The 14,305-nt window shown below is 37.1% G+C and carries 16 protein-coding genes; 2 read left to right on the top strand and 14 right to left on the bottom strand.

The window, feature by feature from the left end; all coding sequences use genetic code 11:
* Positions 1-26 precede the first annotated feature (26 nt).
* The 4 genes from CHELV3228_RS06440 to CHELV3228_RS06455 are packed head-to-tail and all read right to left on the bottom strand — an operon-like array spanning position 27 to position 4,499.
* Positions 27-683 (bottom strand): LutC/YkgG family protein, encoded by a 657-nt coding sequence (locus CHELV3228_RS06440; protein ID WP_082200203.1) that lies wholly within the window; start codon positions 681-683, stop codon positions 27-29.
* The gene (locus CHELV3228_RS06445) at positions 676-2,103 is read right to left on the bottom strand and encodes a LutB/LldF family L-lactate oxidation iron-sulfur protein (protein ID WP_082200204.1); all 1,428 of its coding nucleotides are present in this window, start codon (positions 2,101-2,103) and stop codon (positions 676-678) included. Before CHELV3228_RS06445 ends, CHELV3228_RS06440 begins: the two co-directional genes overlap by 8 nt.
* A complete protein-coding gene (locus CHELV3228_RS06450; protein WP_115588770.1) occupies positions 2,100-2,840 on the bottom strand; it encodes a (Fe-S)-binding protein in 741 nt (246 codons plus the stop codon). The genes CHELV3228_RS06445 and CHELV3228_RS06450 overlap by 4 nt, the downstream gene beginning before the upstream one ends.
* A gap of 6 nt (positions 2,841-2,846) precedes the next feature.
* Positions 2,847-4,499: an L-lactate permease gene (locus CHELV3228_RS06455; protein WP_115588792.1), complete on the bottom strand. Its 1,653-nt coding sequence runs from the start codon at positions 4,497-4,499 to the stop codon at positions 2,847-2,849.
* A 178-nt stretch (positions 4,500-4,677) separates the two neighbouring features.
* Between CHELV3228_RS06455 and CHELV3228_RS06460 the strand changes: the two genes are divergently transcribed.
* Together CHELV3228_RS06460 and mnmA are read left to right on the top strand one after the other, a co-directional pair.
* The gene (locus tag CHELV3228_RS06460) at positions 4,678-5,310 is read left to right on the top strand and encodes an LOG family protein (RefSeq protein WP_082200207.1); all 633 of its coding nucleotides are present in this window, start codon (positions 4,678-4,680) and stop codon (positions 5,308-5,310) included.
* Positions 5,276-6,292: a tRNA 2-thiouridine(34) synthase MnmA gene (gene mnmA / locus CHELV3228_RS06465; protein WP_082200208.1), complete on the top strand. Its 1,017-nt coding sequence runs from the start codon at positions 5,276-5,278 to the stop codon at positions 6,290-6,292. The genes CHELV3228_RS06460 and mnmA overlap by 35 nt, the downstream gene beginning before the upstream one ends.
* Before the next feature lie 22 nt (positions 6,293-6,314).
* On the opposite strand, the gene CHELV3228_RS06470 is transcribed toward mnmA, so the two are convergent.
* The 10 genes from CHELV3228_RS06470 to thiS form a co-directional block, all read right to left on the bottom strand.
* Positions 6,315-8,114 (bottom strand): DASS family sodium-coupled anion symporter, encoded by a 1,800-nt coding sequence (locus CHELV3228_RS06470; protein ID WP_082200209.1) that lies wholly within the window; start codon positions 8,112-8,114, stop codon positions 6,315-6,317.
* 13 nt (positions 8,115-8,127) lie between these two features.
* On the bottom strand, positions 8,128-8,886 hold the full coding sequence (gene map, locus CHELV3228_RS06475) for a type I methionyl aminopeptidase (protein ID WP_082200210.1): 759 nt from the start codon (positions 8,884-8,886) through the stop codon (positions 8,128-8,130).
* A gap of 10 nt (positions 8,887-8,896) precedes the next feature.
* Entirely contained in the window at positions 8,897-9,643 is a 747-nt protein-coding gene (gene murI / locus CHELV3228_RS06480; protein ID WP_082200770.1) for a glutamate racemase, read from the bottom strand.
* A complete protein-coding gene (locus CHELV3228_RS06485) occupies positions 9,643-10,128 on the bottom strand; it encodes an NlpC/P60 family protein (RefSeq protein WP_082200211.1) in 486 nt (161 codons plus the stop codon). Before CHELV3228_RS06485 ends, murI begins: the two co-directional genes overlap by 1 nt.
* Positions 10,128-11,291 carry a Na+/H+ antiporter NhaA gene (gene nhaA, locus CHELV3228_RS06490; RefSeq protein ID WP_082200212.1) on the bottom strand — a complete coding sequence of 388 codons (1,164 nt, stop codon included), beginning with the start codon at positions 11,289-11,291 and terminating at the stop codon, positions 10,128-10,130. Before nhaA (CHELV3228_RS06490) ends, CHELV3228_RS06485 begins: the two co-directional genes overlap by 1 nt.
* The gene (gene nhaA, locus CHELV3228_RS06495) at positions 11,288-12,436 is read right to left on the bottom strand and encodes a Na+/H+ antiporter NhaA (RefSeq protein ID WP_082200213.1); all 1,149 of its coding nucleotides are present in this window, start codon (positions 12,434-12,436) and stop codon (positions 11,288-11,290) included. Before nhaA (CHELV3228_RS06495) ends, nhaA (CHELV3228_RS06490) begins: the two co-directional genes overlap by 4 nt.
* A 92-nt stretch (positions 12,437-12,528) precedes the next feature.
* A complete protein-coding gene (locus CHELV3228_RS06500; protein WP_082200214.1) occupies positions 12,529-12,723 on the bottom strand; it encodes a putative motility protein in 195 nt (64 codons plus the stop codon).
* A gap of 80 nt (positions 12,724-12,803) precedes the next feature.
* Positions 12,804-13,214, bottom strand: a complete 411-nt coding sequence (locus CHELV3228_RS06505) for a hypothetical protein (protein WP_082200215.1) — start codon at positions 13,212-13,214, stop codon at positions 12,804-12,806.
* A 55-nt stretch (positions 13,215-13,269) separates the two neighbouring features.
* Entirely contained in the window at positions 13,270-14,067 is a 798-nt protein-coding gene (gene thiF, locus CHELV3228_RS06510) for a thiamine biosynthesis protein ThiF (RefSeq protein WP_115588771.1), read from the bottom strand.
* Positions 14,064-14,255 (bottom strand): sulfur carrier protein ThiS, encoded by a 192-nt coding sequence (gene thiS / locus CHELV3228_RS06515; protein WP_082200217.1) that lies wholly within the window; start codon positions 14,253-14,255, stop codon positions 14,064-14,066. The genes thiF and thiS overlap by 4 nt, the downstream gene beginning before the upstream one ends.
* Between the last annotated feature and the right edge of the window lie 50 nt (positions 14,256-14,305).

A 14,305-nucleotide genomic window follows, 5' to 3' on the forward strand; every position in this document is an offset into this window, starting at 1 on the left:
TAAATTTAGCAGAAAAACTGCTAAATTTAATATAAAATAATGTGTGCTTTTTGAGGTCCATGCACTCCAAAAACAGTGATTAACTCGATATCTGCCGTGCGTGAGGGTCCTGCGATAAATAAAATATTACTAGGCAGGACTTCATTTTCCTGCTTTACAAGATTTAACGCCTCGCTAAGACTTGGTACAATCCTCTCCTTTTTAAGCAAAACAATGCAAAGTTTAGGGGCTAAAGAGAGCATCCTAGGCTGCTCTTTACTTGAAAGCACCAAAGCCACTCCGTGAGAACTCACACCATAACTCGCGTGAATGATAGAAAAATCACTATGAAAAACCTCGCTGCGTAAATTTTCTATCTCTTGATTAAAGCAAATTTTCTTATTTGCTTTAATCTTAGTTAAATCAAGCCCCAAACTTTCCCCATAAAGCAAACTCTCATAACCATAATTTTGAGTGATTTCATTAATCTTATCTTCAAGTTTTTCCCTAGTACTTTCTTCAACGATATATTTATTATCACTCATTTTTTGCTTCATCTCATCAAGCATCGTTCCATTTGAAATGATATGCTCCACAGGGTCTATACTAGGACTTCTTACAAATTCCTTATCTACATAGGCACCTCTAAGCTTTGATAAAATAGCCTCTTTGCTTTTTGCTGAAATTTCTTCTATCCTACTCATAAATCACCCCTTCGATATTTTGCACTTCTTGATACAAATCTTTCTTAATTTGTGGTAATTCTTTAAAGGCACTCCATTTTTTAATCACAGGCAAAACCCCCTTGAAATTTTGCACCGCCCAATTAAAATAATGTCCTTTAGAAAGTGAAAAACGCCATTTGTTGCCATTTGTTGCCAAATTTGCAAAAGTAGAAAAAGCAAAAGATTCCATTTTGCTATATGGAGCATTACTTGCACCAAGTGGAGGGTTTTCTCCCTGTCCTACCTTATCACAACGCAATTTTCTTATCAAATCTGCCAGTGGAATTTTCACAGGACACACTTCTGAGCAACGCCCACAAAGAGAACAAAAGCTAAGAATATCACCCGTTTTATCCATACCAAATAAATTTGGACTTATTACCTCTCCTATAGGACCCGGATAAGTGGTTTGATAGCTGTGTCCCCCTATCTTATCATACACCGGGCAAAAATTCATACAAGCACCACAGCGGATACAACGCAAAGCTTCGTAATAATCCTTATGTGCTAGCATATCGCTTCTATGATGGTCAAATAACACAATATGCACTTCTTTAGGTCCATCTAAGTCACCATTTTTACGCGGAGCTGTGATGATGTTATTATAGGTTGGGATAAACTGCCCTGTAGCTGAAGGGGTCAATAAATGCACCATAGTCGCCGCATCTTCAAAGCTTTCCATTACTTTTTCAATCCCACAAAGTGCGATGTGAATGTCTGGAGCTGTGGTACACATTCTACCATTACCCTCGTTCTCTATGAGCCAAAACGCCCCCTCACGCGACATAGCAAAATTGACTCCACTAAGTCCTAGCTTTAAGCCCTCAAATTCATCTCTTAAATACTTCCTAGCGATGGCATTAAGTTTTTCAGGCTCACTTTCAAGCTCCGCACCAAGCTTTTCTTGAAAAGTTTTTCCTATTTCGTAACGATTTTTGTGAATCGCCGGCGCAACAATATGCACAGGCACTTCATTATCAAGCTGTATGATAACCTCACCCAAATCCGTCTCAATGGCTTTTAAACCTTTTTTCTCAAGATAGTGATTTAGCCCTATCTCTTCACTTGCCATTGACTTGCCTTTTAAGATTTTACTAATATTATTTTCCTTCATAATTTCATAAATTATCTCACAAGCGTCCTCATCGCTACTCGCCCAATGCACCTTAATACCATTTTTTGTTGCATTTTTTTCAAATTCCACAAGTCTTTCTTCAAGACTCATTAAAGCATTATTTTTCGCTTGTTTTGCTTTCGCTCTTAAACCCTGCCAATCTTTAAATTTATCATCAATCACCTTAAGGCGATTTTTTTGCAAGGTATGCATAGCGTTATTTAAATTTTCACGCATTTGCGTATCATTGAGTTTTAAATTGACAATTTCTTCGTGTGCCTTCATAATCTCGCCCCCTCAAGTCTCTTTAGTAAAAAATCATACAAATGCAAACCCTTTATATCAAGCCCCATTTTACGCATTGTGCCGTCTATATTTAAAAGACAACCACCATCACCACTTATGAGATATTTTACACCCGTATTCTGTATATCTTTTATCTTGGCTCTTGCCATAGCATTTGAAATTTCAGGCTCTTTTACAGAAAAAGTTCCACCAAAGCCGCAACACTCTTCCTCATACTCTAAATTTACAAGCTCGACATTTTTAAGCTTTTTTATGAGATTTTTACTCGCCTCTATACTTTTTTGTATGCGTAAAGCGTGACAATTTGAATGCCAAGTAACCCTCACAGGCTCACCCTTATCCTCATACTCCACATTTAAAACTTCATCTAAATACTGAGAAAGCTCAATAACCCTTGAAGAAAATTCCTTCACCCTACCAAATTCACTATCATCCTCAAAAAGCTCCAAATAATCGTGGCTCATCATACCCGCACAAGAACCACTTGGAACGACAATGGGATAATCTTTTTCAAATAAATCTACATTGTAAAGAGCAACTCGCTTACTTTCCCTAAAGTATCCAGAATTAAAACTTGGCTGCGAACAACAGGTTTGATTTTTTTTAAAAATCACCTCCACGCCCTCGCGGCGTAGAAGTTTAATGGCATTTAAAATTGTCTCTTGCATCGCAGCTGTGCCAAGACAAGTCGCATAAAAATAAACTTTTTTCATCATTAAGCCTTATTTTACTATCACTTGCGGAATAATTCCTGGCATTAAAAAGGCAATAATGCAAGTCCAAATTCCTATCAAAATAATAAAGCCAACAGAATATTTAAGCGTAAATTTAAATAAATCAGACTCCTTACCTACAAGTCCCACAGCCGCACAAGCTATGGTAATACTTTGCGGACTTATCATCTTACCAACAACACCGCCAACGGAGTTTGCTGCCAAAAATAAAGCTTCAGGCACCCCCAAGCTTGTCGCTGCAGCTTGCTGAAGCGGTCCAAAAAGTAAATTTGCACTTGTATCAGAACCCGTAAGAAAAACACCTATCCAGCCTATGACAGGACTAAAAAACGAAAACGCATCGCCTGTTGTCGCAAAAGCCGTTCCTAAAGTGGTGCTCATACCTGAATTTTTAGCAATAAAAGCAAAAGCCACAACCAAGCCTATGGTGATACAAGGCATAGCCATTTCTTTTAAGGTGTCTCCTAAAGCATCTTCAACAACACTTGATTTAATGCGTAAGAAAAAGATAGTTAAAAGTGCAGCAACTAAAATAGCCGTTCCTGCTTGAAGGGCAATTAGATTAATATCCATATTTAAACTTAACGCCTTACCCGCACTATCAACAATAGAACCCTCAATATTATTAAAAGACAAAGCAACTTTAGTATAGTCAAACACCGCACCCTTATCAAAAAACGCCTTAAACCAAGGCTGAGTCCAAATAATAATACAAATAATGAGCAAAATAAAAGGCAACCAAGCTTTAAAAACTTTTCCAAATTCTAATTGAGTATGATGAGAAAAATCCGTCAAATCATCAAGTCTAAAAATATTTTTAGGAGACCAAAATTTCAAAAATATCGTAGTGCAAACGAGAGAAACAACGGCTGAAACGATATCAGGAAGCTCCGCTCCTAAGTAATTTGAGCTAATAAACTGCGTAATTGTAAAACTTACAGCCGCTACTAAAACCGCAGGATAAGTTTCTTTAATACCCTTTATCCCATCCATTAAAAATACGATGAAAAAAGGCACACTAAGACTTAAAGGCACAAGCATACGCCCAACCATAGCAGAAATTTCATACTGCTCAACACCGACCAAATTTGACATAGCGATAATAGGAATCCCAACCGCACCAAAAGCAACAGGAGCGGTATTTGCTATCAAACAAAGTCCAGCAGCTTGCAAAGGCTTAAGCCCTAAGCCCACCAAAAGAGCCGCAGTGATAGCCACAGGTCCTCCAAAGCCTATCGCACCCTCCAAAAATGAACCAAAACAAAAACCTATCAAAATAACCTGAATCCTATGGTCTGGGGTGATAGTCATCACACTTTCTTTAATCACTTCAAAAGAGCCAGATTTCACCGAAAGCTTATAAAGGAAAATCGCAGCAATGATAATCCAAGCAATAGGCCACATCCCCTGAGCAAAACCTTGCACAAACGAAGCACCGATGAGAGAAAAAGGCATATCATAAGCATAAAATGCCACTGCACTAGCCACGATAACGGTAACAAAACCCGCCTGATAACCCTTGAGCTTAAAAGCAAGCAAACAAATCAAAAAACACAAAATAGGCAAAAATGCCAACAAAGCACTAAGCCAAATGCTACCTAGTGGGTCGGTTAATTGTTGATACATCAAAAACTCCCTCAATGGTTTTATAAAAATTATATAGAATTTACACACAACAAAACAATACTTTCTTTTTTGTAAAAGGCATTATAAAATTTTTTGCGTAAATTCGTAACACAAAATTACAACAAACTCTTGAAAAAATTTTATATTTTTTCGCTAAAATTAACATTTTTAAATTTAACTTAAAAGGTATAAAATGAGCATAGAAATAAGAAAAGATTTAGAAAAATTTGCTACCATACCAAATTTTAAAAACCCAGTTACTTTTTTTGGCTCGGCACGCCTAAAGGAACACAATCCTTACTGTATTAAGGCGAGGGCTTTGGCTAAAAAATGTGTAGAAGAGGGTTTTTGTGTCATTACCGGCGGAGGTGGTGGCATAATGAAAGCAGCCAATGAGGGTGCTTTCGAACAAGATGCAGATTTCATAAGTTCTGTTGGTTTTAATATCTTGCTTCCACACGAGCAAAGACTTAATGATTTTGTGGAATATAGCATCACTTTTGAGAGCTTAGCCATTCGCAAAATGGCTCTTATTGAAAAGAGTTTTGCTTTTGTGATTTTTCCGGGCGGCTTTGGGACACTTGATGAATTGTTAGATGTTTTAACGCTCAAACAACTCAAATTTAAAAAGAATATTCCCATCATACTCTACGGAAAAGATTTTTGGCAAAGCTTAGATGATTTTGTCAGAAATTCCTTACTTAAACTTAAGGTCATCGATAAAAATGACATCTCTAGGTATGTAATCACTGACGATATAGAAGAAATAATTCAAATTTTAAAGGAAAACAATGAAAATTCTAGTCGCAATGAGCGGAGGAGTTGATAGCACGGTAACAGCTTACAAACTTAAAAACGCAGGACACGAAGTTATAGGTTGCTATATGAAACTACACGGCAAAGCAGGATACCACGAGGAAAACATAGCTAAAGTTGAAAAAGTCGCTAAATTCTTACAAATCCCCCATCATATTTTAGATTTGCAAGAGGAATTTAAAGCTAAGGTTTATATGCCTTTTGTCAATACCTACAAAGAAGGTAAAACGCCAAATCCTTGTGCCTTATGCAACCGCTTTATCAAGCTTGGCAAACTTTTAGAATTTGCTAAAAGTTTAGGATGTGAAAAACTAGCTACTGGACATTATGCTAGACTTGAAAACGGATGTATAAAAGTCGCTTTTGATGAAAGTAAGGACCAAAGTTATTTCTTAGCTAATGCAGATAAAGAAGCTCTAAATTACCTCATCTTCCCACTTGGAGAAATGAAAAAAGAGGATGTGAAAAAATTCGCGTCTACTATAGAGCCTTTAAAATCTTTTGCCACACAAAAAGAAAGTAGTGAAATTTGCTTTGTAGAAAAAACTTATGTCGATGTTTTAAATCAATTTATGGATACAAATATCAAAGGAGAAGTGCTAGATAGTAGCGGTAAAATCGTAGGGGAGCATAATGGCTATATGCACTATACCATAGGCAAAAGAAGAGGATTTGAGGTGAAAGGCGCTCACGAACCGCATTTTGTTCTAAAGATAAATCCTAAGCAAAATCAAATTGTAGTTGGCACGAAAGAAGAGCTGAAAGTTGAAAAATTTGAACTTCAAAATATCAATCTCTTCATCGACAAAAAGGAATTTGAATGTGAAGTAAAAATCCGCTACCGCTCTAAAAGTGTGCCTTGTGAAGTTTTGATAGATGAAAATTTAAATGCCAAAATTAAGCTCAAAGAAGCAGTTTATGGACTAGCTAGCGGACAAATGGCAGTTTTTTACGATAAGGACAAAGTTATCGCAAGTGGCTTTATAAGCTAGAATTTACCCTTTTTGGTAAATTCTAGTAAAAGCCCAAAAAATTCCACCACACCAAACCAACGCTAATCATCACCAGCATATCAACCACAGAAATGACAAATCCCACTCCCCACCATTGCTTAAGACTGACATAGTTTGTCCCAAAAATAACAGGTGCAGTTCCAGTAGCATAGTGTGTAAGAGCCATCATAACATTACCCGCCGTTATCATTATAAAAGCATAAAGCAAAGGAGGCGCACCCAGAGCTAAACCCGCACTATAAAAAACAAAGAACATCGCCGAAATGTGTGCCGTTGTCGAAGCGAAAAAATAATGTGCATACAAAAATGCAAGAGCTAAGAAAATCATCACAGAAATTTCACCAAGCCCCATAGCAGAAGCCAAGCCTCCAAGTGCTTCAGCCAAAAATTGCGTAACACCAAGCTTTCCAAGCATAGTCGCCATCATCACAAGAGCAGAAAACCATACTAAAGTATTCCACGCTGCCTTTTCTTTCAGCACATCTTCAAAGCTTAAAACTCCGCTAATTAACACCAAAGAAAGCCCAAGCAAAGCCACGCTTGTCGCATTAAGCGTAATGCCAAAGAAAAGACCCAAAGCTCCAGCCCAAAGAGCAAGTAAAAGTAGGAAAACGCCAAGCATTATTTTTTCAGCCTTTTTCATAGAGCCAAGTTCTGCAAGTCTATCTTTAGCAAATTTGGAGGCATTAGGCGTTTGCTTAATCTTAGGGGGTGCTAAAAAATAAATCACAAGAGGCATTATGAGCATCGCACAAATTCCCGGTAAAAACATCCCTAAAGCCCACTGCGACCAAGTTAAACTAATCTCCATATTTGTCGCTTGTGCGACTAAATCCACCACTAAAGGATTAGGTGCGGTCGCTGTGATAAACATCGCAGAACTTATAGGATTTGCTTGAAAATTCACCAAAGAAAGATAAGTGCCTATCTTACTTTGTGTGTTATCCTCAGGGCTTGACTTAAATGAACGGCTAATCGCTTGAACGATAGGATTGATGATAGCTCCAGCTCTTGCAGTATTTGAAGGGGTAACAGGAGCTAAGATTGTCTCGCTCGCTACGATAGAATAAGCAATTCCAAGCGTTCTTTTACCAAAAATGCTAATAAAATAATACGCCAATCTTTCTCCAAGTCCCGTTTTTATAACACCTCTTGCAATGATGATGGAAACAACGATAAGCCAAATGAGTGAATTTGAAAAACCACTTAAAGCATCCTTGATGCCTGTTTTAGATTTTAAGCTAGAAATGGCTTTATTGACCTTTTCATCAATGGCTTCTTGCGACATCGTTTGAAGTGCGAGAGCATTAAGGGCGAAAATTTTACTCTCATCAATTAGCTTATTTTTTTGCACTCCTGAGGTTTTTTTCGCATAAAATTTAGCCAAAGCGTCAATTTGCATATTCTTATCTTTTAGAATTAGAATTTCATCAAGTTTTTCCTTAGGCATTTGACTCGCACCAAGTAAAGCATTAAAAACCGCCTCTTGTGTCGCGGTATCCATAGCGATTTTTTGTGAATTTGCATTATCTTTCATTACAATGCCTTGCAAACTTTTAATGTGAGCGGCTCTAATTTGACTTTGTGGCGTAGTAATACCACTAAGTGCAACAATAGCAATAGCTATCAAACAAACAGCCCCCAAAGGCATAATTTGCAAAATCACAGCTAAAATTACAGCCGTAAAAAGCCCTAGAAAATGCCAAGCATTCTCCTCTAAACCCATAGGCGCTGGAGTAAGATAAAATACACTAAGCACAACTAAACAAAACAACAAACTAAAAATTTTGCTTTTACTCATCACTTTTCCTTTTTTAAATTTGAGAAAGAATTTCAGCCCTACCCTTAATGATAGCTACGCAGTGTTCATAATGTGCAGTATTTAGCCCGTCTTGACTGCCCGCATCCCACCTGCCATTATAATGCTTTGGCGTGCCGTCTTTTTGACATATCATAGGCTCGATGCAAAAAACCATACCATTTTTTATTTTAGAACCATTTTTAACACTATCTCCGTCCTCAAGATAATTTAAAATTTCAGGCTCACAATGCGGCTTAGTGCCTATGCCGTGTCCGCAGTATCCTTGCAAAGGAACGAAACCGCGACTTAAAATAAACTCACCCAAAAGTGCAGAAAGCTCTTTAAAACGCATTTCATCGCGTATGGAATCAATGGCAAAATACAAAGCATCTTTCGCACAAGCGATTAATTCTTCATCTTTTTTAGAAATTTGTCCTATGGCTAAAGTTCTCGCCGCATCACCATAATAACCATCTAGCAAAGTCCCCACATCAACACCTAAAATATCGCCCTCTTTAAGCACTTTATCATCAGCTATGCCGTGGATACAAACCTCATTTAAAGAAGTGCAAATAGCACTAGGAAATTCATAAAGATTTTTAAAAGAAGGCTTTGCGCCCAAGCTTAAAATATGCTCTTCAGCCATTTCGCTAATCTGCCTTAAGCTCATTCCAGCTTTAACTTCTCTTTCTAAAAAATCCAAAGTTTTAGCGACAATTTGATTTGCCTTTCTAAGTTTTTGTATTTCTGCTGGTTTTCTTAGCTCTATCATTGTTTTTCCTTTAATTTAAATTAAGCCAAAGTTTTGCTGTGTTTTTTAGGGCATTAATATCACTTGAAGCAAAAAAACGCAAATTTGCCTTTTTGTCTAAGGATTTAAAATGTGAGTTTTGCTTTAAAAATTCCACTATGGCTTCACCAGAATGAATCAGCTTTGTTTTCTCTCCAAAAAATTCCCCCAAAGCCTTGCTTAGTAAAGGAAAGTGGGTGCAAGCCAAAATCAGTGCATCTGGACTTTTCACATCTTTAAAATAATGTAAAAAAGCACTTTTTAAAAGCTCTCCCTCAAAAATTCCCTCCTCAACCATAGGCACAAAAAGCCCAGTTGCAAGAGCTTTTACGCGCGTAAAACCCTCTTTTTCTAAGCCCATTTGATACTGCTTTGAACAAATTGTCGCTTTTGTGGCAATCACTAAAATTTCTTTATCTTTATCTTTTAAACTTTTGCAAGTTGCTCTTACTCCAGCTTCTATTACTCCATAAATGGGGAAATCAGCCTTAGCCCTTAACTCCTCTAAAGCATAAGCGCTAGCCGTATTACAGGCGATGATAAGCATATCGATGTTAAATTGTTTAAAAAACTCCAAAGCCTCAAGGCAAAATTTGACTATCGTCTCTTTATCTTTAACCCCATAAGGAACTCTAGCCGTATCGCCATAATAAATAATCTCTTCAAATAAATTCGCCTCATACAAGGACTTTAGCACACTAAGTCCCCCTACTCCACTATCAAAAACACCAACCCTCATCATCTTCTCAATGCAATATTATAACGCCTAGCGCCCATATAACGCGGCTTCCAGTAGCTATTGTTAAAACTTGCGACCTTGCTTCCGCCTTTAGTAGAAAGGTGCATAAATTCATTTCTACCAAGATAAATACCCACGTGCATACCATTAGGACCTCGACCCGTTTTGAAAAAAACCAAATCTCCAGCTTGAAGTTTGGATTTTGAAACCTTTCTACCAGAATTCATTTGCGTTTTAGTTGTGCGTGGTAAAGAAACGCCAAATTCCCTCATCACACTTTGCGTAAATCCCGAGCAATCCGCCCCCCTCTTGCTCGTCCCTCCTAAAACATAAGGTGTGCGTTGCCACTCTTTGCTAACAGCTCTAAGTCTTTCTTCTGTGGGACTTTTAGAATAACTCGGTTTGTAAAAAGACAAATTCTGCGGTAAAAAACTACATCCACTTAAGAAAAAAATTAAGAAAATTCCTAAAATATATTTTTTCATCAACTCCTCGCAAAAAATCTTAAATAAACAAAGCCAAAAATTCCAGAACAAAAAGAAGCAACTAAAATGGAAAGATTATCAGCATAATTAAAAATGTCGCTCACCTCATAAGCCAAACCATCGATAAATAAACTCATCGTAAAGCCTATGCCTGTCAGTATACAAACGCCATAAAGCTGCTTAAAATTTGCTCCCTCTGGCAAACTTGCCAAACCGCTTTTAATCGCCAAATAAGAAAAGATAAAAAACCCCACTTGCTTACCCACAAAAAGCCCTAAGAAAATTCCCACGCTAGCACCTGAAAATATCGATTTTAAGTCGATATTTGCTAAATTTACCCCTGCATTTGCAAAGGCAAATAAAGGTAAAATAACAAAAACAAGCCAAAATTTCAAACTCTCATCAATTTCTTTTAAAAAAGGCTTACCCTCTTTTGTAAAGGCAGGGATAAAAAATGCAGTAATAAGTCCAGCCAAAGTCGCATGCACTCCACTTTTTAAAACACTCACCCAAAGAATTAAAGATAAAATAAAATAAAAAGACTTGCGTGTAATGCCTAAAAAATTTAAAATAAATAAAGCAAAAATCGCACAACTTGCCACGATAAAAGCAAAAATAGAAAGCTTAGAAGTGTAAAAAATCGCAATAATTAAAATCGCACCCACATCATCAAAAATAGCCAAAGAAAGCAAGAAAATTTTAAGAGAACTTGGAATGTGTTTTCCGCACATCATTAAAATTGCCAAAGCAAAAGCTGTATCCGTAGCCGTTGGGATAGCCCAACCTTGAAGCGTATAAGCATCATTTACATTAATCAACGCAAAAATACTCGCAGGGATAATAATCCCGCCCACTGCAGCAACAAGCGGTAAAATAATATTTTTCGCCTCTTTAAACGCCCCTTGTGCAAATTCTTTTTTAAGCTCCAAACCTATGGCAAAGAAAAAAATGGAAATCAGCCCATCATTAACCCAAAGTAAAAAAGGCTTTTCAAGGCTAAATTCCCCAGCAACAAAACCCATATTTAAATTTAACAATTCTCTATAATAATCACTCAAAAAGCTATTTTGCACGAGCAAGGCAAAAATCGTGCAAATAATCAGTAAAACACCCCCAAAGGCTTCATTGTGGATTAAACTCCTAAGTCTATCTAATAAACTCATTTAACAATCTTTAAATATGTATAACCCACAATCGCACTTAAAAAACTTGCAAGTAAAATCGCAAGTTTGTCTGTGTGTTCAAAAATCGCACTATTTTTATAAGCCAAAGAATCGATAAATAAACTCATCGTAAAACCGATGCCTGTAAGTATGCAAATACCATAAAATTGAGAATAGCGAACATTTTCAGGTAGCTTAGCAAGTTTTAATTTAATCGCCACCCAAGCAAAAATAAATACTCCCACTTGCTTACCCACAAAAAGCCCTAAAATAATCCCAAGACTCACAGGGGAGAGAATGGAGGCAAAATGTATGCCCCTTAAATCAATCCCCGCATTTGCAAAGGCAAATAAAGGCAAAATAAAATAAACTACCCAAGGATTTAAACTCTCTAAAACATTGTGTAAATAAGGCTTTTTCTCCCTAGTATCTAAAGGGATAAATAAAGCGATAATGACCCCCGCTAAAGTCGCATGCACTCCGCTTTTAAGCATAGCTATCCAAAGTATCACACCCACTAAAACATACATTGGTAAGTGCGTGATGTGAAAATAATTGAGAAAAAATAAGACAAACATACACATCAAACAAATTAACATCGCCAAAGTTGAAAGCTGGTCTGTGTAAAATAAAGCAATAATTACAATCGCACCCAAATCATCAAAAATGGCAAGGGAGAGTAAAAAAAGCTTAAGACTTGCGGGAATTTTATTGCCAAGAAGCATTAAAATCCCTACCGCAAAAGCGATATCCGTAGCCGTTGGGATAGCCCAACCCTTCATCGCAAACGAATCGTGAAAATTAATCGAAGCAAAGATAAGTGCAGGGACTATCATACCCCCAAGTGCACCAAAAATAGGCAAAGAAACCGCCCTAATATTTTTAAGCTGTCCCCTTAAAACCTCGTATTTAAGCTCAAGCCCTATACAAAGGAAAAAAATCGCTATCAAACCATCATTTATCCACAAATCTAAAGATTTTGCAATTTGAAAATTATCAAAACCCACCGTAAAATTAGCGTGGAAAAAATCCGTATAAATAACACTTAATGCAGAATTTTTACACAAAAGTGCAAAAAAAGTAAAAAAAATCAATAAAATTCCGGGGAAAGTTTCACTCAAAACTACTTTCTTAATCCTTTGCAATACCAACTCCTCAAATTGAATGCAAAATTATAACTAATTTTGATTAAGAAAAAATGCGTGAGGTAGGAAAAGGCACGAAGTCGTGCCTTAAATTAAGCGTAAATGTCTAGAGTGCTTGTTTTAATAGCCGCTGCATCAACAGCTGGTGCTTGTGAAGTCTGCAAAGAACCGCTACTTAAACCCTCTATAAGTTTAGCCATCAAAGCTTCATTTGTATCTATACTTTTTTTCAACAAAGAAGTGTTAATCGCCGTCCTCAAAGAAGCATTACTCATATCAGAAATCATAGTCGCCTCCTTTAGTTTAGTCTAGACACTCTCTAAATCGACTAAAAAATAAAAAACTTAAGCCCCCGCCCAAATTTATACTAAGAACTCGCCTTACTTTTTGCCTCAAGCTCTTGGATAAGATTCGTTATCTCGATAACCTGTGCATTTAAAGTCATAATTTGCTTTAAAAACACCTCTTTCATACGCTCATCTTTTGTATTTTGCATTTTTGCACTAAGTTTTGCGATTTCACTTAATAATTCTTGCAATTTTTCATACAAATCAACCAGCCCATCGCCCTCGACTTTACGCCCCTCAATCTTCTCTTCCTCGTTTTTTGAAAGCGTTTTGCCATCTTTAGCATTTAGCTTAGAATTTTCCTCTTTTTCCCCAGAATCTTCCACACTTTTTTCTTTTAAAATTTGCGTCTTATCTTGCGATAATTTTGCCCTTATCTCTTCTTTTAGCTGAAAATAAGGCGAATAATAATTTTTTAAATCTACTTGCATTTTGTCTCCTTAGCCTTAAATCGACCAAAACGACAAAATTTAAACCCCTTTTAGCTCACTTTGCCAAAAGTTCAAGCACCAAATTCGCCTGATGTGCCGCACAGATATTTACGCGTGGTGCCATCAGTCCATTACCCACTTTTGCACCATTTTTCAAGTCTCCACACACATAGAAATTTTTAGCGATTTTGTGCGTTTGTATGCTATTACTATCTCCATATCCCGCCAAGCCTGAAGCACAAATTAACACTTGATTTGCAAAATATCTATGAAAATTTTGTGCTATCATTGCTTTAGCTTCAGCCCTGTCAAAGGCTTCACAAACGATATTTGTATCCTTAAAAAGCTCTTTTAAATTATTTTCATCTATCTTTAAAGTATGAATTTCTACCTGAGTGTAAGGGTTTATCTCAGCGATTTGCTCTTTTAAAGCCTCTGTTTTAAATTTACCCAAATCACTCACGCGGTAGGCTTGGCGGTTAAGATTACTCGGCTCTACCACATCAAAATCGATAAGCTTAAGTCCTCCTAGCCCACTTCTAGCTAACATTATCGCTATATGTGAGCCAAGCCCACCTAGCCCACACACCGCCACTTTTGCCGCTTTTAATTTATCGTGAAGTTTTGGCGTGTGCCTTGCCCTCATCATCGCATCGAGTGCCTCAGGGGGCGGCAGGGTATTTTTCGCTATGCAAAAAAGCTCATCACCTTCATCTAAATCCACCTCATCTTTAGTCGCAAAGCCGTTTATTATCCATACATCGCTTTCATTTTGACTCACGCTTTTAAAAAATTCCCCGCTTGTTTTAAAATGCGTCTCAATCACTTCGCCATTAAATTTAATCCTCATCACCCACCTCCTACAAAACTTACAATTTCGGCTTTATCGCCTTTTTTTAAGATTAAGTTTTCAAATTCGCTTTTAGGCACGATTTTACCATTTAGCTCTAGGGCGATTAAATTCGCTCTTAAGCCCATTTTTTCTACATAATCCGCAAATTTCAACTCTTTTAAATCAAGCTTTTCGCCATTGATTATCATTTTTCACCTCCAACGAGCATTCAAAAGCCCCCTACATCATCACTTAAATA

Origin of the sequence: Campylobacter helveticus (assembly GCF_002080395.1) — a bacterium.
Lineage (GTDB): Bacteria > Campylobacterota > Campylobacteria > Campylobacterales > Campylobacteraceae > Campylobacter_D > Campylobacter_D helveticus.